Genomic DNA, 19,640 nt, shown 5'->3' on the forward strand with positions numbered 1-19,640 from the left:
GATCATTCCATATTTGTCATTTTTTATATCATTCAGTATAACGGGGAAAAGGGAAAAAAGTCCAGATGATTTCAATCTCGTTTTCATGTCTCATGACAGCACACCGGTTTCAGTCGGCAGATCATATATGTTAAGGGCCGCCTGCAGCGCTTCCCCGGCTTTAACTGCAACTCCGTGTCTGATCAGAACCGCCTCAAGTCCGGCCAGCACAAACAGCACATTTTCCTTTCTGCAGCTGTAGCCCATCGTTCCGATTCGCCAAATTTTCCCCTGCAGCGGACCGAACGAGCTGGCGATTTCAATTCCGAATTGAGACAAAAGCATACTCCTGATCGATTCGCCGTCTGCTTCCGGCGGAATCTTCACACATGTGACGACAGGCAGCTTCGCTTCCGGATCGCCGAATAAATCAAGGCCCATCGCTGCAAGTCCCGCCGTAAGCGCTTTTTCATGACGCTGATGCCTGCGGAACCGTTCTTCAAGTCCTTCTTCCAAGACAAGGCGCACACCCTCCCGCAGCGCATAAAGCATTGCTGTCGCTTCTGTATGGTGATTCAGCCTTCTTTCACTCCAATAATCTTCGAGCTGGCTCAGATCAAAATAGTTGCTCGTAACCGGCCGATGACCGGACAGCATTTTACCGTCAGCTGCCGTCGCAATGCCCCGTTCTACCTTTTTACGCGCGGCAATGACAGCTGCCGTCCGGTCATTATAGGTAATCGGCGCCATTCCGGAAGGGACCGATAGGCATTTTTGCGTTCCCCCGATGACTGCGTCAATCTTCCATTCATCCGTTTTTACGGCGCATCCGCCAATCGTGGCTACGGCATCCACGATAAAGAGTGCGTCTTGGGCGCGGCACGCTTCCCCGATTTCTTTCAGCGGGTGAATCCGCCCCGTTGATGTTTCTCCGTGCACCATAGCGACGATTTTCGGGGAAATCTTTTTCATCTCGCTGATAATCTCTTCAGGCCGGAAGACCGTTCCCCATTCACACTCGATCGTATGAACGTCCGCTCCGTACCGCTCGGCGATTTCAGTCAGCAGGTGTCCGAAGCGTCCGTATATCGGAACGAGCACGCTGTCGCCCGGTTCTATCACACTTGCGAGAACAGCCTCAATCCCCGCTCTTGATGTGCCGTCAATCGGATAGGCCCAGCGGTTCTCAGTTTGAAACAATTCACGGAGCATTTGCATCGTTTCATTCATGATGCCGGTAAATGCCGGGTCAAACTGGCCGAGGATCGGAGCGCCCATCGCCCTCAGCACTCTCGGTTCAGCTTCTGTCGGTCCCGGTGTCATAATCGTTCTTTGCGGAATGCACAATTCTTTTCTGGTCGGCACGCCGATTCCCCCTTTACGTTAATAGGCAAGTTTATGTAATACATTCGCCAGCGTAAGGACGCCGGTTTCAAGCTGATGTGCGGGTGTGAATTCAAGCGGCGAGTGGCTGATCCCGCCACGGCTCGGCACAAACAGCATGCAGGCCGGAAAGGTTCTGCCGAGCATCTGGGCGTCATGTCCCGCTCCGCTTACGATCTTCTCCGGGTCCGCCCCCTGCTCTTTTGCAGCCTCTGCTGCGGTTCGTGTCAGTGTCTGATCCATTTGAACCGGCTCTATCCTCATATATTCATCAATAACAGGTCTGACTCCTTTGCTGCGGCTGATGTTTTCAATAATCGACACCAGTTTCTGACGGAAGGCTGCCAGCACGTCTTCCTGCTGGTGGCGAATATCAACGGAAAACTGGATACGGCCCGGAATGACATTCGCCATATTCGGCTCAACCGTCATTTTCCCGCACGTCAGGCGGAGCTCTTCCGGCTGTCTTTCCGCTGAGAGCATGAGTTCGTGGATGATGCTGCTTCCCGCCGCGAGCGGATCTTTCCGCCATTTCATTGAAGTGGTCCCCGCATGGTTGCATTCACCGTCAAGCGTAACGGTATAGCGTCTCTGTCCGGCAACCCCGGTGACAATCCCGATATCCTTTCCCGATCGTTCAAGCGTTTGCCCCTGTTCTATATGAATTTCCAGAAAGGCACTAATATCAGTGCGCAGCGGCGCCGGATAACGGCCTGCACCGAAGCCGTTCTGCCGCATGGCTTCTTTCAGAGAAATGCCGGACGCGTCTTTCGGCGTTTCCGCATCTGAAAGCGAGAAAGCACCGGTGATATTGCCTGAGCCCCAATAGGTGATGGGAAAACGGCTCCCTTCCTCTTCACAGAGTGACACAGCCTCCAGCGTTTTTTTCGGACGCCCGCACGTCTCATGCAAATGCCGGATCGCCAGCATGCCCGCCAGCACGCCGAACGCACCGTCATATTTGCCGCCGTCAATAACGGTGTCAATATGCGACCCGGTCAGAATCACCTGATCAGGCGATTCTGTGCCGTTCAGACGGCCGAATACGTTACCGACATCGTCAAATGCCGTTTCCAGCCCGAACGCCTCCATTTTCTTTTTGACGGCAAGCTGGGCGTCCATCCATTCTTTCGTATATAAAAGCCTCGTCACTCCGCCGGAAGCGGAAGCGCCGAATTGAGACAGCCATTGTATGTCGTCGGAAATCCCGATATTCGCCGCCGAAAGCTGCTGATGTTCCATACACGCCCTCCTTTTAAACTGAAAAACTGACAAGATGATCTTCATTATAGAAGGAGCGCATTATGAGTTCATTATCATATCCTCTAAAAAATCAATGATTTTCCGGATACTTTGACCAAGAAACCGCCCCTCTGTCCCATAAGCCGAAGGAACCATTTTTCAAAAAAGATAGAATATTAGATTTATTTTTTGGATAATAGAGGTAAAGGAGGGCAAGTCATGACAAAAAAACTTTGGTTTCTGCCGATTGTCTGCCTGTTTTTCATTTTTGGATGGGCTGCGCCGTCAGCCTCTGCGGGCGCGCCGGCTGACACAAATCTGTACAGCCGGCTCGCGGTTTCAACTTCCGGCGGCACAACTCTTTTTCCGCAAACTGCCTCAGCTGTCATCACTCCGTCTGCGGATACGGACACATATTACAAAGAAGCTTCCGGAAAAAGCGGAACAGCCTTAAAGAGCGCCCTGCACCGCATCATCAGCGGACATACTAAGCTGTCTTACAGCCAAGTATGGAATGCATTGAAGGAAACTGACGAAGATCCGGCAAATCCGAACAATGTCATCTTGCTCTACACCCAGGAATCACGGGCCAAAAGTAAAAACGGCGGCAGCGTCGGGGACTGGAACCGTGAACACGTGTGGGCAAAGTCACACGGAAACTTCGGAACAGCTGCCGGCCCCGGGACGGACATTCATCATCTGCGCCCTGCAGACGTCCAGGTGAACAGCGCCAGAGGAAACATGGATTTTGATAACGGCGGCTCAGAATACCCGAAAGCGCCGGGCAATTATTACGACGGTGATTCCTGGGAGCCGCGCGATGAGGTCAAAGGAGACGTCGCCCGCATGCTGTTTTACATGGCGGTGCGTTATGAAGGCGGCGACGGGTATCCCGACCTTGAGCTGAATGATAAAACCGGAAACGGCTCAGCTCCTTACATGGGAAAACTGTCCGTTTTGCTCAAATGGAATAAACAAGACCCCGTCGACAGTAAGGAAAAACGGCGGAACGAAATCATTTACGAAGACTATCAGCATAACCGCAATCCGTTTATCGACCACCCGGAATGGGCGGACGAAATCTGGTAATCGTATCATAAGAAGTGATAAGGGAGCCCCATCATCAGGCTCCCTTTTTCAATATACGGCGTTTTGAGTGTCGGCATCAAAAAAGACGGCCCGGTTCATATTGACCGCAAGCAGAATGGCATCGCCGGGTTTCACCTCTGAAGCGCCGTCAAGACGGATCGTCATGCGGTTATCTCCGCTCACCGCATGAACGTACATCTCCGCGCCTAAGTTCTCACATACTTCCGCCACAGCGCGGCACACCGCTTCAGGCGGGTGCTCTGATTGTCCGGCAAGCGTCAAATGCTCCGGACGCAGCCCCGCAGTCATCTCCTTACCGCTGTATCCTTTCTGCACAAGAACGGCCGCTTTTTCTTTCGGAATGGGCAGACGAACGGACGAACCGGCAAAATACCATTGCCCGTGACTTTCTTCTATGACGCCTTTTATAAAATTCATACTCGGAGAACCGATAAAACCCGCCACAAACATATTCGCCGGATAATGATAAATCTCATGGGGGCTTGCGGCCTGCTGAATATCTCCTTCATTCATCACGACAATCCGGTCGCCCATTGTCATCGCTTCCGTCTGATCATGCGTCACATAAACGATGGTCGCTTTCAAACGCTGATGGAGCTTGCTGATTTCGGCGCGCATCGTCACACGCAATTTCGCGTCTAAGTTGGAAAGCGGCTCGTCCATCAGAAACACTTTCGGCTCCCGCACGATCGACCGGCCGAGCGCAACCCGCTGCCGCTGCCCGCCTGAAAGAGCCTTCGGTTTCCGCTTGAGCAGATGCCCGATTTCCAAAATATCAGCGGCCGTCCGGACTCGCTCTGCGATTTCTTTTTTCGGCAGCTTTCTGAGCTTCAAACCGAACGCCATATTGTCAAACACCGTCATGTGGGGATACAGCGCATAATTCTGAAAAACCATTGCGATATCACGATCCTTCGGGGGCAGATCGTTCACCGCGTCTCCATCGATATAAAGCTTCCCTTCAGAAATGCTCTCCAGTCCGGCAATCATTCTGAGTGTCGTAGATTTGCCGCAGCCGGAGGGACCGACAAGCACCAGCAGCTCCTCATCCTTTACATCTAAGTGAAAATCCTTCACTGCCGCCGATTGGGCGCCGTATGTTTTTTTGATATGGTCAAATGTTAATGATGCCATTCGAAACCTCCTCCAATACTGGAAACCGCCACATCTTTCTGTTATGTTAAAAATGTTCGGGGTTTCTGACAGATTCATAAATGAAAAGCAAATTTGTATTATAACGTCATAATACATATAATAGTACTACTACTTGACAAAGGAGGTCCGTCCCATTGTTAAATAACGGGAGCTCGAAACCTTTATATATTCAGCTTAAACAAATTATCGCGGACGATATCAAGAAGGGCGTTTATTCGCCGTCCGTAAAACTGCCGACTGAAAATGAGCTGTGCGAAACGTACAACGTCAGCCGCATAACGGTCAGGAAGGCCATCCTTGATCTTGTGGAAGAAGGCTGGCTCGTCCGGCAGCAGGGAAAGGGAACGTTCGTTAAAAGCCCTAAACTGAAGCGGGAGCTCATCGCGGTCAACGGCTACTCTGAATTTATGGAATCAACGGGAAAAAAACCGAAACACCAGATCCTTTCCCATGAAATCATTGAAGCGCCTAAATCCATCGCTCAAAAACTTCGCGTCGCTTCCGAAAGTCCCGTTCTTGAATTAAAACGCATTTTATTTCACGACGACCAGCCGCTCTCATTCGAAATCGCCCACTATCCGCTCGGTTTATTTCCCGACATCGGCAAGCGTATTAAAGGCGGCGTGTCGATGCATGACATTTTGAAACAGCACTATCAGGTGGTGCCCACCCATAATACGAAGCTGTTAAATGTGGTATACGCCAAGCAGGAAGAAAGCCGCTATCTGGCTTGTGATATCGGGGATGCGCTTTTTGAAATTGACAAAACCGCTTTTATGTCAAAAGACCAGCCGATATACAGCTCGCTGTTTTTAATGCATACCGACCGCGTTACGTTTACCATTAACAGCCCCTATGCGTAACAAGTATAAAAAACGAGACAATGCTTATCGTATTCTCGTTTTTTCACTGCTTTTCCCGCCGTCCGGCCTGTAGGGATGCCCGTAACCGAACGCTCCGAACCCTCCGCATGTTTTGGCAGCCGTCCCGGCGGCCGCAGTAAGCGCTCGCCGAATATCCTGATGCTCGAAGAAATCGGTAAGAAACCCGGCAATAAAAGAATCACCCGCGCCCAATGTATCTATTATATCAGCTCTTACCACCGGCTGATGATAGACGCGTTCCCCATCCGATAACACCGCGCCATGTTCTCCCCTTGTCAGACAGACGATTTTCGCTCCGAAACCGCGGGCTTTTTCGGCAAGCCGCACACATTCACTTTCACTCAAATCACTCCCGGAAAAAAATGCATACGTTACGTACGGACAGACCGCTTCTAAATAGGCTTCGTCACGTTTTACAGAGAAGTCAAAGGAAATCGGCACATGGCCGCTCAGCATCGGAAGGTCACGTTCTATCCTGCTGTATACGCTCGTATGCAGCAGATCATGTCCGGAGATAAATGAGATGTCATTCTCCTGAAAAGCGAGCGTCAGACGCGATTGCACGCCGCCTTTATTTGATCCGGCAAATATCCTGTCCCCTTTTTCATCAAGCGTGACGACCGCCATCCCGTTTTCTCCGTATGCCCGGCGGATCAGATCGGCATTCACCTTTTCCAGTTTCAGCACATTCAATACGTGATCCGCCGCTTCATCACTGCCGAGAATCCCGATATAAGAAGTTTCGTGGCCTAAGCGCCGGGCAAGCACGGCTACATTTAACGCATTTCCGCCCGGGTAAAACGTCTCCTGATCCTGATAATAATCTACTACATTATCTCCGGCCGCTATCAGTTTCATCTTTTCATCCCCCTTATCCTTTCACGCTTCCCGCTGCAATGCCGCGGATAAAATATCTCTGCATCAATAAAAACAGCGCGATGATCGGAGCAGCAGAAATCGTCAGCCCGGCCAGCAGCACGCCCCAATCCGTCTGCAGCGCATCTCTGAACTGCATCAGCCCGGCCGGAATCGTCCGTAAATTTTCATCATCGATAAAAATAATCGCAAACATAAACTCATTCCATGTATGGTAAGCCGTCAAAATGCCTGATGTCACCAGAATCGGCACGCTCATAGGTAAGAATATTCTGAAAAATATTCCGAAACTTGTACATCCATCCAGATAGGCCGCTTCCTCAAGCTCTTTGGAAATCGACAAAAAATAGGAACGGATCAGAATCACGGTAAACGGAATACGGTAGGCTGCGTACGGAAGAATCAATGCCCAATACGTATTGTACAGTCCCAATGACTGGATAATGGAGTACAGCGGCACAAGACTGACCTGCGGCGTCAGCATCAAGCCGCCAAGACAAATGATCAGCACAAACCCTTTTCCTTTAAATTGAAAACGGGCCAGCCCGTATGCCGCCCAGGCGCTCACAAATACGGTGATGAGACAAGTCAGCACGGTCACAATGACGCTGTTCATAAAATAAGCGGAAATCCCTTGGTTCCATGCGGATACGAAGTTTTCGGGATGCCAGACAGAGGGCAGCGACCAGCTGTGCTCAAAAATCTCATCCGAGCTTTTAAAGGCGCTGACCGCCATCCATAACAGCGGATAAGCAACGGCAATGAGGTAGATAAAGAGAAACAGCCACACAGACGTTTCTCCGACATACCATTTTCTCGGTTTTCCGCCTGTTCTGACGGCCTGACGGGCATGACGCAAGTCCGTCTTTTCAGGAAGCATCGGCTACTCCTCCTTTCCGGTCTTAAAGAATTTCATCTGAATAAGCGACAGAGCAAGCGTCAGCAAAAGCACCACCGTGGCGATCGCAGAAGCGTAGCCCATCATATCCTTTGTAAAAGCACTCTTATACAAAAATGTGCTCAGCACTTCTGAAGCATTGCCCGGCCCTCCGCCGGTCAGAATATATGGTTCATTAAATACGGTAAATGCGCCGGTCAGCGTCATCACCACGGCAACAAACGACATTTCTTTCGTCTGCGGCACCGTAATGTGAAAAAACTGCTGGATTTTTCCGGCTCCGTCCAGCTGCGCCGATTCATATAATTCAGCGGGAATGCTCTGAATCGAGACAATGTACAGCATGGCGATGTAACCGACAGACTGCCATTGAGACACAAAAATGACAGACAGCATAGCGGTGTTTTCATCGCCCAGCCACGCGCGGGTCAGTTCATCAAGTCCGACCGCTTCCAGCAGCTGATTCAAAAGCCCGATTTCCGGGTTATAAATAAAATCAAACAACAGCGCAATGACGGTCATGGAAATGACGACCGGAAGAAAAAATACCGTACGGAAAAACGGCGACCATTTTCTTACCAATCTGTCTTCCAGCACGGCCGCCAGAATTAAGCCGCCGCCAACCTGGAAAATCAGCGATATAACCGCATACAGCACATTGTTGCGGAGTGCTGTAAAAAACACGGGATCGTGAAACAGGTCAATATAATTTTTCAAACCGATAAACGTCTTTTCGGGTTGAAATGAGCTCCATTCAAACAGACTGAAAAACACATTTTCAATAATCGGAATGTAAACGAACAGCAGAAAAATCAGCGCGGGCGCGAGAAACAGATACGGAATGAAACGTTTTCGGCTGACCAAGGAAATCCTCATCTCCTTTCTCCAAAGAAATCTGTTCTATTCAGATGACGCTTTGACCTGACGCGCCGCTTTCTGCACGGAATTCATCACCTCGCGCGGTGTCATTGTGCCGCCGAGCATCTGCTGAACGCCTGCCGCATACACATCGGCGATTTCAACATCAACATCCATATCAAACCACGGCACCATTGTTTCGGCGCGGACGATATCCTGCACGGCTTCGCGCTGGATCGGGGTGGAATTGTTTTCTGTCGCCGTTCCCTGAACCGCGCTGTATTTACCGACGTCTTTTATCAGCTTCTCTCCCATTTTTTTCGAGGTTAAAAACTGAAGAAATTCCATAGCTTCTTTCGGGTGCTTCGTTTTTGAGGAAATCATAAATCCTTCCGGAGATCCGGTCAGTGCACGGGGAGATCCCTTTTCGCCGCTGATTTTCGGGAAAGGAAACAAGCCCAGATTGACCGGTTCGACGAGCTTAATTTCTGCCGTTTCCGCATAAATCATCGCCGCTTTGCCGCTCGTAAACTGCTGGCGCACGTATTCGTGATCAACGGAGTTCACGTGCTTTGTAAAGTACGGCAGAAGTTCCTGAAGCTTTTCAAGCGCTTTGACATAGCCTTCGTCCGTAAACTCCCCGGTTTCCGGGCTGTAATCCTTCGCCCGCGTTTTCTCATCCACCATACGCTGGTTCAGCGTCCCGATATAATGAGAAATGGTCCAAGGCGCTTTTGTGCCGAAACTGATCGGAATATATCCGTTCTCTTTCAATTTCTCACAGACTGTGATCAGTTCATCCCATGTCGCCGGGGGCTTCAAATGTAATGTATTAAAAATGTCCTTATTATAAAAGAATGATTTAGCGTCCATTTGCCACGGAACACCGTACTGTTTTCCGTCATGCGTAAAGGGTTTGATTTGTGACTGCACAAGCTGTGAGGACCAATCTTTATCCTGCTGATAGTAAGACGACAGATCGAGGGCTTTATCTCCTTTGATGAATTTATAAGCAAACCGGTCGCTCCATGAAAAGAAAATATCAGGGGGGCTCGTTGTTCCGAGCATGACTTTCACCTTGTCTTTATAAGAATCGTTTAAGACCGCTTCCGTTTGGATATGAATATCCGGATGAGCGGCTTCAAATTCTTTGACCGCTTCTTCAAAATAGCTTTTTTCCGGCTCCTTCGGCCACCTGTGAAAAAACTTCAGGGTCACTTTTCCGTCAGAGGAACTGCTTTGGCTTGAACAGGCGGCGGCTGACAGACATACAGCTAACAGAACGAACAGGCAGATGAGCTTTTTCAGATGCTTTTCCTCCTTTGTCACCGGACTATAACGTTATATATCATTATAGTCCGGTGAAATATAATGCGCGTTCTTAATATTCGACTTTCCACATGTAACGCCGCTGGCTTAACGGATGGTTCCTTGCTTCCGCCAGCGCATCCGCATAGCTTCTGAGCACCCGGTTTAATACGAGAGGAGCCAGGTAGCCTTTTACAGAATCGTCAATTCCGGAAAAATCATATGCTGCCGCATCAAGCACAGTCAGTTTTTTGCCGTATCTTTTTGAGAAGGAAAGCGCCCGCTCTTCAAGGGGTCTTGTTTCGTCTAAGCCGAGCAGGATAATAAATGGAACGGATTCATCAATGATTTCGAACGGTCCGTGAAAATATTCTCCGGCATGAATGGCGTGGGAATGAATCCATTGCATTTCCATGAGAATGCAGATGCTGTAGGAGTAAGCGACGCCGTAGTTCGCACCGCTTGCCATCGTGTAAATGATATCTTCTTTTTCGTGGGCTTTCGCGAATGCCTTTGCGTGATCCGCTTCTTGTTTAAGCGCTTTGTCATATACGGTCTGGAGTTTATTGAGTCCGTCGATCGCCTGCTCAAACGCGGAATGGTTTTCCAGCACGTGTAAAGCGCCGAACACGATTTGATACAGAACCCCGTAATTCGTATTTATCGCCTGTGCGTTCTCACCCCAGTCATACACCGCGACATATTCGGCTTCTTTCGCTAACGGCGAATCAGGCTCAAAGGTCATCGCAATCGTAAGCGCGCCTTTTTTTCTGGCGAAACCGGCGGCTTTCACCGTTTCCGGCGTATTGCCTGACTGAGAACATAAAATCACGAGAGAGTTCTCTCCGAGCTGAATGGGATTGCGCTGAATAAATTCATTTGAACTGTAGAGATCAGAGCTGATGGCTTTCGCCTCTCTGTCAAACACGTACTTGCTCGGATACATAATGGCTGAAGAACCCCCGCAAGCGACAAAAAAGACGTGGTCAATCGTTTTTCCTTTCAGATCATCCAAGAAAGCCTGAACCTTGTGATTCACTTGTGCGGCAGTTTGACTCAAATCCTTCACTCCTCAGTGTTTTATTATATAATGTTATATAACATTATATAACGTTATATTAATCGCAACAAAGGTGCGTTGTCAATCATATTTTCTGAAATTTCTAAAATATAGAATAAACCCGTCTAATTTCCCGCCCTCTCTTGACCTGACCCTTAGAGACACGTTTAGAATGAAAAGCAGGGAGTGATTCAGAATGAATATAAAAGAAGCCGCCAGGCAGACGGGTCTCACGAAAAAAGCCATCAAATATTATGAGCAGGAAGGTTTAATCACCGTCAGCAAAAACCCTGATAACGGATACCGTGAGTATTCCGCTCAGAACGTGAATACGCTGAAAATGATTGCCGCCCTCCGAATGCTGGCACTGTCTGTAAGCGATATTAAAGCGTTCCTCTTAGAGGGCAGCAGTCTGCATGATATACTGCGCCAGCAGCATCAAAAGCTCAGCCGGCAGATTGAAGAGCTTGAGCAGGAACGGAAACTGACTGAAATGCTGATCAAGCGCGTGGAAGATGCGGAAAATGTCGATTCAATTCTGCATGATATCGGCGAGGTCAAAATAGATGAACCGAAGTATATGGGACTTCAGCTGAAAAAACTGTTCCCGGGAGATTTCGGAGAATTTATCGCCGCGCTGTTTGAACCGTTCCTCGACTTTTCTATTGATACAGATGAGAAAAAAACGATATGGGCAAAGCTTATTAAAGTATTGGATGATATGGAAGAAGTTCCGGCTGCACACCCGATGATGCAGCTGGTCGGTAAGGAGGACCCGGCTCAGCTCCAGCAGCACAAAGTCCAGCATGACCAATTTATCGAGCGGATTTTGGAAAGAGACCCCGCCACTTGGGACACTCATAAAAACATCATCATTCAGCTTGTGAAAAGAGTGCAGACAGATGAAGAATACAGAGAAAGCCTGATCAAGGTCGGAGAATCCGCTTCTGATCTGCCCGCGCTGAAGGAAGGATCGCCTTTCAGCAATCTACTTCAAAAGCTCAGCCCGAAATATGACACGTATGTGCGACTTCAGCTTGAACTGAAAAAAGAAGCCGACGAGGAACTCGGCTTTGATTCAGAAGCATATTTAAAACAGATGCTTCAATCAAAAAAACGCTAAGGTTCGTCTCCTTAGCGTTTTCTTTCTTCAGCCTCAGTGCTGCGCGTTAATGCGGTCAACGACATTAGCGATGAGCTGCTCTTTTCCTAAGTCGGAATCTTCGTCAACGCTTGCTACTGTCAAAATGATGGCCGCTACCGCAAGAGCGATCGTCTCAATGGCGGCCGCCGCGTTTAAGAATACCCATACAGCCGTTGCGCATTGGCCGATGGCCGTTGATTTTCCTTTGTCCATGCTCTTTTTGTCAAACTCTTCTTTCAGCACTTTCGCCATAATCTGCGAACCTTGATCAATGACGCTGTTCACTTTCTCATAATCGCCGCTGTAGACCGCCGCTTTTAACTCTTTAAAATAATCTGGCGATGACTTTTTAATATCAGCAATCACCTGATCGGAAACTTGCTTTAATTCATCCTGATCAATCTTTTTAACAGCCTTGGTATCCCATACTTCAGGAAGGAGCTTTGCGACCTCACCTTGTCCGAAAAAGATGCCGGAAAAAATGTCTTCACCCGAATAAGAGACGGACGGCTCAGTTTTTGCCGCGGCATGCGGGCCGACTAATGCGACCATTAAAACAAACACCAGCATCATGGCAGCTGCGGACTTCTTGCTTTTAACCATATAATTTCCTCCTTTTCCTTTTATTGAAAAAATTGTATCTGATAAAAAGGGGATTGTAATGGTTCAAAGCTACTGTTTTCTCTGCCGGCACCAAAAACAGGACCAAAATACCAGCCACCGTAATGGAAAACGAGGTCAGTCCCAGCATAACGGCAAAGATTTCGTGCATAAAAATGGATATAAACAATATCGGACGCCAATATGTTTTCGGAGCGAACAAAGCGCAGAACATAATGGTTTGCACAATGAGCGTGCCCCAAGTCGGGATGATGACAAGCTTGGACTGCAGGATAAAGTCAAACAGACTGTGAAGCGCATCCGGCAGACCCAGCATCGGATCATTCAAATAGTAATAAACGGCGGTCCCGTTCTGCCACTCTTCTTCCATCAGTTTGGCAATGACAGAGTTAAAGTACAGCATCGCGACCTGTATTCTGATGATTGTCAGTGTCGCCCAGCATAAGGAGCGGTAATAAGGCTCAAGCGGCCTTTTCTCAAAAGACGCCTCGTACGGAGACCAGTGCCATTTCCGCGGATCGGTTAATGTCAGCGGGAGCAGCAGCAGCGTAAAAACGGCAGCCACTTGATCTCCCCCGTCAAGGGTAACGGCGGAGTTTTGGAAGCTGTACGAAATCCACCAGTGAAAAAAACCGGTGAGGCGGGGCCGCCAGCCAATGACGACAAGGATTAACATACAGATACAGACGGCTTTGACGATCTCAATGTAACGGAAATCGGGAAACAGCAGAAACAGGCTGAACGTGTCGGAAAAGCTGAGCATTTGATTTTGCGTTTTGAAGAAGACAGACGCCGGATTGAACAGCAATGTCAGCAGCGTGCCGAGCGCGATTAAGCTTCTGGCAAGCCCGTACACATTTGTCCAAGGCGGATTCTTCATCATCCATAAGGTGAGCTGCTTTTTTGCATCCTGAATCAATTGACATCCACTCCGATGTATTTTTTGATGGTTCTTTTCGTTTCGGTATGCTGGCTCCATGCCCATGGGGTAATGCGTTCATATGTAATGATCATTTTCCCTTTCAGCCTTGGGGAGGGAGACTCATTTTTCATTTTCAAAAATGTGGTATCCTTAATGTCTTGGCCAGTCGTGAAGTCGTTCCACTTCTCTTTGGAAGGCAGCTTTTCCAGCATAAGGCCGAGCTCTATCCCTTGCGTCCGGCCGTAACGGTTTAAGCCGATGACATTTTTCAGAGAATTATTCGGCCATCTGAGCTCCTCATCGGCATCAAGAAGATAGATGTTCAAGCTGTCTTCTCTCGGATCTTTACTGAAAAATCCCCAGCTTTGCGGATAAATCATGGAAACGGTTTTGGATTGGTGGTTGGTTAATTGGATGGCGGAGCTTGGCAGTGCCGCGATGATGGTAAAAAACAAAACGATGATCCAGGCGGCCATGATAAAAAGAAAGAATGAAAACATGCTGGTTTGCTTCTTGTCAGTCAATTGAAACCCTCCTAGCGTATGGAAATTTCATTGACATGATTATACACCATTCAGCAGGTAAAATATTGATAAATTAGATTTTTCGGACTAATATACTATTATATGTAAAAAGGGAGTGTTCATATGTTTTTGATGAATGATAAGGTGCTGTGGGGAGCTGTGGTTCTCGCCTTTATTCTGTCGATTGTGTTTTATCCGTTTCTTCCTGCTGATATGGCCATTCACTATGACGTGTCGAACCGTCCGAATACTTCAATCAATAAAACGGCCGGCGTCCTGATTTTTCCTGTGCTCATGATGATCTGCATGTTATTCAGAAAAAAGGTCGTCCAGCTGTTCCTCGTCGTTTACTGTCTGCTGATCGTGCATATTGCAGTGATGTGGCTGGCACTGTAAACATAAAGAAAACCGGAGCCCTTAAGCTCCGGTTTTCCTTATTTATAAAATACTTTCTCAATGTTGTATTTCGACTGAAGGGTATTGATCGCGTACGTTTCGTAAATCTCCCTTTCCATCGGATCATTGACGACACATACTTCAATTTTATACACTTCGTCCCTGTGATGTTTAACAGGCGACACATTGTCTTCAAAATGCTTTTTGATTCTTTGTCTTAATTTACGGGCTTTCCCGACAAACAGCAGCTCATCATGAATGTTATAAAACATAAAGATGCCGCCTTTGTCTCTCGGAATTTGGTGAAAATCAATGAAACCGTAAATCGCTTTAATCGCCGGTTCATTTTCCGACGGTGACTGCTGCCGTTCCGTAATGGTTACATCAGGAGCAGGAAGGTTTATTTTTATCAAAATGGGTCACGTCCTCTTATTCATTAAAGCTCCATCCTATCATAAGAATGCGCCAAAAGCTATTTTTTATTCAAGCGCCCCGGCCGGATCATAAAGGCTCAAATCAATTTCCGTCTGCTGGCCGAGTGCGAGTTTTGCCAGTTCCGCCCCCAGATACGGCCCGCTCGTCAGCCCTGAGGCGCCCAGCCCGTTGGCAACGAGGAGTCCGCTGATATTCGGCACTTTGCCGATGACGGGAAGAAAACCGGGAGTAAACGGCCTGAAACCGACTCTTGTCTCTATCACAGTACTGTCTGAAAGCCCCGGCGCCACAGTTAATGCTTTGTCAAAAATCTCGCGGAGGCCGCCGGCCGTCACCCGCAAATCCATGCCGGTATCGTTTTCATGAGTCGCGCCCGCTATGATTCTGCCGCTGTCAAAGGCGAGAATGTATTGATCGTTTGGGGGCATGACGACGGGCCAGCCGCCCGTATCCTCTCCCTGAAGCTCTAAATGAACGATCTGTGCCTTTTGGTATGATACTGAAAAACGGATGCCGAGCGGTTCAAGCAGCTCTCTCGCCCAAGCGCCGGCCGTTACGAGAACCTGGTCAGCAGTAAGCGTGCGTTCTGCGGTTTTCACACCGATGACGGCACCGTCCTCTGTCAATATTGACGTTTCTTCATTGTAAACAGCAGCTCCGTGCTTAACGGCCGCGTTTAACAGCGCCTTACGAAGCGCCCTCCCGTTCACCCGGGCCGCGCCGCTGACATGAACCGCACCGTATTCCTCCGACAGCGCGGGAAACAATGCCTTCGTTTCTGCCGGTGTCAGTCTTGTAATGTCACCGATTTCAGGGGCGTCCTCTCTTCTTTTATAAGCCCTTTCCTCCATTTGGCTGAGCTTTTTTTCATCCGTATGGAGGCTGACGGCACCGACCTTTTGATAACCGGTGTCCGTTTCTCCGTCAGCTTCAAGCTGCTGTATCAATTGGTTATAATAGCGGGCTCCGCCTTTTGCGATCGCATACCATGCCTGATTGCGGCGCTGCGACAGCCACGGGCAGACGATCCCTGCCGCGGCGTCAGTCGCCTGCCCCGGGTGTTTCCTGTCAAAGACCGTTACATCCGCACCGGCCTTTGCGAGATGATAAGCCGCGGACGCACCGAGAATGCCGGCTCCGATAATTATATAAGACTTCATGTGTAACACCTTTTCTATCTGTTTTGTCTTATTTATTTTAACAAATGGAGCGCCCGGTTCCTACCGGAGTCCTGACGGCGACAATGAGTTTTGAAAACGGAAACGTATAATAAAAGGAATATGTTCTTGTGTGAAAGCCGTTTTCCTCAAGAATTGCTCTGTATTGTGATGTATTTTTTATATCTGACACGGCCAATGTGCCGCCAGGCTTCAGCACCCTCACCATTTCCGTGATCGCCCGTTCCCTCTCTTTTCTGCCTGAAATGTTGTGTACGACAAAATGCGAAATGACAAGGTCAAACGATTTATCAGGAAACGGCATGGCTTGCGCGAGTCCGTCATACAAATCAATTTCCAGCGCTCCTTCTGCCCGTCTGTTCTTTTCAAATGCGTCTCTTCCGTTTCCGCCCAGATCCCAGCTTGACCATTTGTCAATCGCTGAGACGTCAGCGCCTTTTTGAGCCGCGGCGATGGCTAGCAGCCCCCGTCCCGTCCCAATATCAAGCACTTTCATGTCCGGCTTTAACCCGGAAAGCGCAAGAATGCGATGGCGGTGTGAAAGTTTAATGGCCGTTGAATACAAGAGCATCCAAAGACCGAGCACTAAAAACAAGGCACCCGTCAGCCAGCCCCAGAAAAGAGGAATCATGCCGTATAATGTGCCTGCGGCATAAAGGAGCGCAAGAAAGATAAATCCAAACGCTCCATAAGGCGCATCAATTCCGTATCTTGTTGTCATAACACTCACCCCTTTCAATATTTATCCAAATGGCATACCATATTATTCTAGCAAAAGCCGAAAGGAGATACGACCATATGAAACGCGGCATTACTTTTGACATCCCAAATGAAATCGGACGGTTTGCGGCAGATATATTACAACCGTTCCCCATCTCTTCCTATACATGGTTTATCGGTGATGGAGAGGCGTATACTGAATTCAATGAAGACACCGATACAGACCTGTTTCCGCAAAATCAGCGCATCATTCAGGGCCAAGAACTCCGTCAGCGTCTGGAAGGAGACCCTTATTATATGATTTTTGCTGAATTGAAAGCTTTCCCGAGCAGGATGGTAACGGAAATCAATACGTATGAGGAATATTTGGATAGTTCCTGTGAACTTGTGCTTCTCATTGCAGATTGCTCGTATGTAACGTTATATTGCAAAGATCCGGACATGCTCGAAGCCCTTTTTCAGCAGGCTGTACAATGCGGGTTTCACCGCGTTGACTATGTTACAGATGAGAATGACGCGAGAACGGGATTGTCTGTCTGGTGAAGATGCGTTCTTTTTATGAAGCACCGGATAGGGCTTAGTATTCAAAATATTGACAAATTCGTGTGTTTTCAACAACAAAACCACCCCCTCATGTATACTGAGTGCGTAACTTACATATGAAAGGGGTATGACAATGAAAATCAGTTTGAAGAAAAAAGCAGGTTTTTGGAAGAAGACGGCGGTTTCATCTCTTATTTTCACCATGTTTTTTACCCTGATGATGAGCGGTACGGTTTTTGCGGCCGGGCTGAATAAGGATCAGAAGCGCCGGGCGGAACAGCTGACCAGCATCTTTGAAAACGGAAAGACGGAAATCCAATACGGATATGTTGAAGCGTTGGATGACGGAAGAGGTTACACCTGCGGGCGGGCCGGCTTTACGACGGCTACCGGAGATGCGCTGGAAGTAGTCGAAGTATACACGAAAGCGGTGCCGAATAACAAATTGAAAAAGTATTTGCCTGAATTGCGCCGTCTTGCGAAGGACGAAAGCGATGACATCAGCAATCTGAAAGGATTCGCTTCTGCCTGGCGCTCACTTGGCAATGATAAAGCCTTCCGCGCTGCCCAGGATAAGGTAAATGACAGCTTGTATTATCAGCCGGCGATGAAACGTTCAGAAAATGCCGGACTGAAAACGGCCTTGGCCAAAGTGGTGATGTACGATACGGTGATTCAGCATGGTGACGGCGATGATCCAGACTCCTTTTATGCCCTGATTAAACGCACGAACAAAAAAATGGGCGGGTCACCGAAAGACGGAACGGACGAGAAGAAATGGCTCAATAAATTCTTGGATGTGCGCTATGACGATCTGATGAATCCGTCAGATGAGGACACCCAGGATGAATGGAGAGAATCAGTTGCCCGAGTCGACGTTTTCCGCGATATTGTCAAAGAGAAGAACTACAATTTAAACGGGCCGATTCATGTCCGGTCAAGCGAATACGGAAATTTCACTATTCAATAAATAAAAAAACCCCGCCATATGGCGGGGTTTTACTATTAACCGATGGAGCCTTCCATTTCGAACTTAATCAAACGGTTCATTTCAACTGCGTATTCCATCGGAAGTTCTTTTGTGAATGGCTCGATGAAGCCCATAACGATCATTTCTGTTGCTTCTTCTTCAGAAATACCGCGGCTCATCAAGTAGAAAAGCTGTTCTTCAGAAACTTTTGATACTTTCGCTTCGTGCTCCAATGAAATGTTGTCGTTCAGGATTTCATTGTAAGGGATTGTATCAGAAGTTGATTTGTTATCCATAATGAGCGTATCACACTCGATGTTTGAACGGGCGCCGTCCGCTTTCCGTCCGAAGTGGACGATACCGCGGTATGTTACTTTTCCGCCCTGTTTCGAAATCGATTTTGATACGATTGTGGATGACGTATTCGGTGCAAGGTGAATCATTTTCGCACCTGCGTCCTGATGCTGTCCTTTGCCCGCAAGAGCGATAGAAAGCGTCATGCCGCGCGCGCCTTCACCTTTCAGAATGACAGCCGGATATTTCATCGTTAATTTAGAACCGATGTTTCCGTCAACCCATTCCATCGTCGCGTTTTCTTCACAAACCGTACGTTTCGTTACTAAGTTGTAAACGTTGTTCGCCCAGTTTTGAATTGTTGTATAACGGCAGTAGCCGCCTTTTTTGACGATGATTTCAACAACCGCGCTGTGAAGCGAGTTTGTTGTGTACACAGGAGCCGTACAGCCCTCTACGTAATGAACGCTTGCTTCTTCGTCAACGATGATCAGCGTACGTTCGAACTGACCCATGTTTTCAGAGTTGATGCGGAAGTAAGCTTGAAGCGGTGTTTCAACCTTCACGCCTTTAGGCACGTAGATGAAAGATCCGCCGGACCAAACAGCTGAGTTCAGCGCCGCAAACTTGTTATCAGTCGGCGGAATGACTTTCGCCCAGTGCTCGCGGAAAATGTCTTCATTTTCTTTCAGCGCGCTGTCTGTGTCTTTGAAGACAATGCCTTGCGCTTCAAGATCTTCTTTCATGTTGTGGTACACAACCTCAGATTCGTACTGTGCAGAAACACCGGCAAGGTATTTTTGCTCAGCTTCAGGAATACCGAGTTTGTCGAATGTCTGTTTAATTTCCTCAGGCACTTCATCCCAAGAACGCTCTGAACGCTCAGACGGTTTTACGTAGTACGTAATTTCGTCAAAGTTTAAAGAGTCTAAATCCCCGCCCCACTGCGGCATCGGCATGTTGTAGAAATGCTCAAGAGATTTCAGGCGGAAATCAAGCATCCATTGAGGCTCTTCTTTCATGCGTGAAATTTCTTCTACGATTTCTTTTGTCAATCCGCGCTCTGAACGGAAAATGGAAACGTCCTTATCGTGAAAACCGTACTTGTATTCACCAATTTCAGGCATTTTTTTAGCCATC

Annotated in this window: 21 protein-coding genes; 6 read left to right on the forward strand and 15 right to left on the reverse strand. The window is 48.3% G+C overall.

What is annotated here, in order from left to right; translation table 11 throughout:
* Positions 1-90: 90 nt before the first annotated feature.
* On the reverse strand, positions 91-1,344 hold the full coding sequence (locus ACWJJ5_RS00745; RefSeq protein WP_454022112.1) for a pyridoxal-phosphate-dependent aminotransferase family protein: 1,254 nt from the start codon (positions 1,342-1,344) through the stop codon (positions 91-93).
* An 18-nt stretch (positions 1,345-1,362) separates the two neighbouring features.
* On the reverse strand, positions 1,363-2,604 hold the full coding sequence (gene allC, locus ACWJJ5_RS00750) for an allantoate deiminase (protein ID WP_454022113.1): 1,242 nt from the start codon (positions 2,602-2,604) through the stop codon (positions 1,363-1,365).
* Positions 2,605-2,823: 219 nt separating this feature from the next.
* Between allC and ACWJJ5_RS00755 the strand changes: the two genes are divergently transcribed.
* A complete protein-coding gene (locus tag ACWJJ5_RS00755) occupies positions 2,824-3,693 on the forward strand; it encodes an endonuclease I family protein (RefSeq protein WP_070082321.1) in 870 nt (289 codons plus the stop codon).
* Positions 3,694-3,741: 48 nt separating this feature from the next.
* Here ACWJJ5_RS00755 and ACWJJ5_RS00760 read toward each other — a convergent pair whose 3' ends face one another.
* On the reverse strand, positions 3,742-4,848 hold the full coding sequence (locus ACWJJ5_RS00760) for an ABC transporter ATP-binding protein (protein WP_454022114.1): 1,107 nt from the start codon (positions 4,846-4,848) through the stop codon (positions 3,742-3,744).
* 155 nt (positions 4,849-5,003) lie between these two features.
* On the opposite strand from ACWJJ5_RS00760, the gene ACWJJ5_RS00765 reads away from it, so the two are divergent.
* On the forward strand, positions 5,004-5,732 hold the full coding sequence (locus ACWJJ5_RS00765; protein WP_454022115.1) for a GntR family transcriptional regulator: 729 nt from the start codon (positions 5,004-5,006) through the stop codon (positions 5,730-5,732).
* 24 nt (positions 5,733-5,756) lie between these two features.
* On the opposite strand, the gene ACWJJ5_RS00770 is transcribed toward ACWJJ5_RS00765, so the two are convergent.
* The 5 genes from ACWJJ5_RS00770 to ACWJJ5_RS00790 all read right to left on the reverse strand — a co-directional run bounded on the left by ACWJJ5_RS00770 (position 5,757) and on the right by ACWJJ5_RS00790 (position 10,753).
* Positions 5,757-6,611, reverse strand: coding sequence for a PfkB family carbohydrate kinase (locus ACWJJ5_RS00770; RefSeq protein ID WP_071392249.1), 855 nt, complete (start codon positions 6,609-6,611; stop codon positions 5,757-5,759).
* A gap of 13 nt (positions 6,612-6,624) precedes the next feature.
* A complete protein-coding gene (locus ACWJJ5_RS00775) occupies positions 6,625-7,509 on the reverse strand; it encodes a carbohydrate ABC transporter permease (RefSeq protein ID WP_003151895.1) in 885 nt (294 codons plus the stop codon).
* A 3-nt stretch (positions 7,510-7,512) separates the two neighbouring features.
* Positions 7,513-8,403 (reverse strand): carbohydrate ABC transporter permease, encoded by an 891-nt coding sequence (locus ACWJJ5_RS00780; RefSeq protein ID WP_373364971.1) that lies wholly within the window; start codon positions 8,401-8,403, stop codon positions 7,513-7,515.
* Between the two features lie 24 nt (positions 8,404-8,427).
* Positions 8,428-9,693 carry an ABC transporter substrate-binding protein gene (locus tag ACWJJ5_RS00785; RefSeq protein WP_071392604.1) on the reverse strand — a complete coding sequence of 422 codons (1,266 nt, stop codon included), beginning with the start codon at positions 9,691-9,693 and terminating at the stop codon, positions 8,428-8,430.
* Positions 9,694-9,766: 73 nt separating this feature from the next.
* Positions 9,767-10,753, reverse strand: coding sequence for an SIS domain-containing protein (locus ACWJJ5_RS00790; RefSeq protein ID WP_070082323.1), 987 nt, complete (start codon positions 10,751-10,753; stop codon positions 9,767-9,769).
* Positions 10,754-10,949: 196 nt separating this feature from the next.
* Between ACWJJ5_RS00790 and ACWJJ5_RS00795 the strand changes: the two genes are divergently transcribed.
* A complete protein-coding gene (locus tag ACWJJ5_RS00795; protein WP_454022116.1) occupies positions 10,950-11,876 on the forward strand; it encodes a MerR family transcriptional regulator in 927 nt (308 codons plus the stop codon).
* A gap of 33 nt (positions 11,877-11,909) precedes the next feature.
* Here the strand turns inward: ACWJJ5_RS00795 and ACWJJ5_RS00800 are convergent, their stop codons facing one another.
* The 3 genes from ACWJJ5_RS00800 to ACWJJ5_RS00810 are packed head-to-tail and all read right to left on the reverse strand — an operon-like array spanning position 11,910 to position 13,964.
* Positions 11,910-12,500: a sporulation delaying protein family toxin gene (locus ACWJJ5_RS00800; RefSeq protein ID WP_007410098.1), complete on the reverse strand. Its 591-nt coding sequence runs from the start codon at positions 12,498-12,500 to the stop codon at positions 11,910-11,912.
* On the reverse strand, positions 12,493-13,437 hold the full coding sequence (locus ACWJJ5_RS00805) for a sporulation-delaying protein SdpB family protein (RefSeq protein ID WP_094247518.1): 945 nt from the start codon (positions 13,435-13,437) through the stop codon (positions 12,493-12,495). The genes ACWJJ5_RS00800 and ACWJJ5_RS00805 overlap by 8 nt, the downstream gene beginning before the upstream one ends.
* Complete coding sequence (locus ACWJJ5_RS00810) at positions 13,434-13,964, reverse strand: SdpA family antimicrobial peptide system protein (RefSeq protein WP_454022117.1); 531 nt, start codon at positions 13,962-13,964, stop codon at positions 13,434-13,436. The genes ACWJJ5_RS00805 and ACWJJ5_RS00810 overlap by 4 nt, the downstream gene beginning before the upstream one ends.
* A 123-nt stretch (positions 13,965-14,087) precedes the next feature.
* Here ACWJJ5_RS00810 and ACWJJ5_RS00815 point away from each other — a divergent pair, with 123 nt between their 5' ends.
* The gene (locus tag ACWJJ5_RS00815; protein WP_007410095.1) at positions 14,088-14,360 is read left to right on the forward strand and encodes a DUF1648 domain-containing protein; all 273 of its coding nucleotides are present in this window, start codon (positions 14,088-14,090) and stop codon (positions 14,358-14,360) included.
* A gap of 38 nt (positions 14,361-14,398) precedes the next feature.
* On the opposite strand, the gene ACWJJ5_RS00820 is transcribed toward ACWJJ5_RS00815, so the two are convergent.
* The 3 genes from ACWJJ5_RS00820 to ACWJJ5_RS00830 form a co-directional block, all read right to left on the reverse strand.
* Positions 14,399-14,773: a nucleotide excision repair endonuclease gene (locus ACWJJ5_RS00820; RefSeq protein WP_007410094.1), complete on the reverse strand. Its 375-nt coding sequence runs from the start codon at positions 14,771-14,773 to the stop codon at positions 14,399-14,401.
* Between the two features lie 66 nt (positions 14,774-14,839).
* Positions 14,840-15,955 (reverse strand): NAD(P)/FAD-dependent oxidoreductase, encoded by a 1,116-nt coding sequence (locus ACWJJ5_RS00825; RefSeq protein ID WP_168237165.1) that lies wholly within the window; start codon positions 15,953-15,955, stop codon positions 14,840-14,842.
* 37 nt (positions 15,956-15,992) lie between these two features.
* Complete coding sequence (locus tag ACWJJ5_RS00830) at positions 15,993-16,694, reverse strand: class I SAM-dependent methyltransferase (protein ID WP_094247516.1); 702 nt, start codon at positions 16,692-16,694, stop codon at positions 15,993-15,995.
* A 77-nt stretch (positions 16,695-16,771) separates the two neighbouring features.
* Between ACWJJ5_RS00830 and ACWJJ5_RS00835 the strand changes: the two genes are divergently transcribed.
* Together ACWJJ5_RS00835 and csn are read left to right on the forward strand one after the other, a co-directional pair.
* On the forward strand, positions 16,772-17,236 hold the full coding sequence (locus ACWJJ5_RS00835) for a DUF2691 family protein (RefSeq protein WP_102422535.1): 465 nt from the start codon (positions 16,772-16,774) through the stop codon (positions 17,234-17,236).
* Positions 17,237-17,369: 133 nt separating this feature from the next.
* Positions 17,370-18,206, forward strand: coding sequence for a chitosanase (gene csn / locus ACWJJ5_RS00840; protein WP_454022118.1), 837 nt, complete (start codon positions 17,370-17,372; stop codon positions 18,204-18,206).
* A gap of 35 nt (positions 18,207-18,241) precedes the next feature.
* Here csn and sufB read toward each other — a convergent pair whose 3' ends face one another.
* On the reverse strand, positions 18,242-19,639 hold the full coding sequence (sufB, locus tag ACWJJ5_RS00845) for a Fe-S cluster assembly protein SufB (protein ID WP_454022119.1): 1,398 nt from the start codon (positions 19,637-19,639) through the stop codon (positions 18,242-18,244).
* Position 19,640: the final 1 nt, after the last annotated feature.

Source organism: Bacillus sp. JK74 (assembly GCF_053663395.1).

What these genes read in the sequence shown, in the direction of transcription:
- csn (WP_454022118.1), top strand. Translation starts at nt 17,370, where the DNA reads ATGAAAATCAGTTTGAAGAAAAAAGCAGGTTTTTGGAAGAAGACGGCG.
- ACWJJ5_RS00770 (WP_071392249.1), bottom strand. Translation starts at nt 6,611, where the DNA reads ATGAAACTGATAGCGGCCGGAGATAATGTAGTAGATTATTATCAGGAT.
- ACWJJ5_RS00835 (WP_102422535.1), top strand. Translation starts at nt 16,772, where the DNA reads ATGAAACGCGGCATTACTTTTGACATCCCAAATGAAATCGGACGGTTT.
- ACWJJ5_RS00800 (WP_007410098.1), bottom strand. Translation starts at nt 12,500, where the DNA reads ATGGTTAAAAGCAAGAAGTCCGCAGCTGCCATGATGCTGGTGTTTGTT.
- ACWJJ5_RS00775 (WP_003151895.1), bottom strand. Translation starts at nt 7,509, where the DNA reads ATGCTTCCTGAAAAGACGGACTTGCGTCATGCCCGTCAGGCCGTCAGA.
- allC (WP_454022113.1), bottom strand. Translation starts at nt 2,604, where the DNA reads ATGGAACATCAGCAGCTTTCGGCGGCGAATATCGGGATTTCCGACGAC.
- ACWJJ5_RS00815 (WP_007410095.1), top strand. Translation starts at nt 14,088, where the DNA reads ATGTTTTTGATGAATGATAAGGTGCTGTGGGGAGCTGTGGTTCTCGCC.
- ACWJJ5_RS00755 (WP_070082321.1), top strand. Translation starts at nt 2,824, where the DNA reads ATGACAAAAAAACTTTGGTTTCTGCCGATTGTCTGCCTGTTTTTCATT.
- ACWJJ5_RS00760 (WP_454022114.1), bottom strand. Translation starts at nt 4,848, where the DNA reads ATGGCATCATTAACATTTGACCATATCAAAAAAACATACGGCGCCCAA.
- ACWJJ5_RS00825 (WP_168237165.1), bottom strand. Translation starts at nt 15,955, where the DNA reads ATGAAGTCTTATATAATTATCGGAGCCGGCATTCTCGGTGCGTCCGCG.
- ACWJJ5_RS00780 (WP_373364971.1), bottom strand. Translation starts at nt 8,403, where the DNA reads ATGAGGATTTCCTTGGTCAGCCGAAAACGTTTCATTCCGTATCTGTTT.
- sufB (WP_454022119.1), bottom strand. Translation starts at nt 19,639, where the DNA reads ATGGCTAAAAAAATGCCTGAAATTGGTGAATACAAGTACGGTTTTCAC.
- ACWJJ5_RS00830 (WP_094247516.1), bottom strand. Translation starts at nt 16,694, where the DNA reads ATGACAACAAGATACGGAATTGATGCGCCTTATGGAGCGTTTGGATTT.
- ACWJJ5_RS00795 (WP_454022116.1), top strand. Translation starts at nt 10,950, where the DNA reads ATGAATATAAAAGAAGCCGCCAGGCAGACGGGTCTCACGAAAAAAGCC.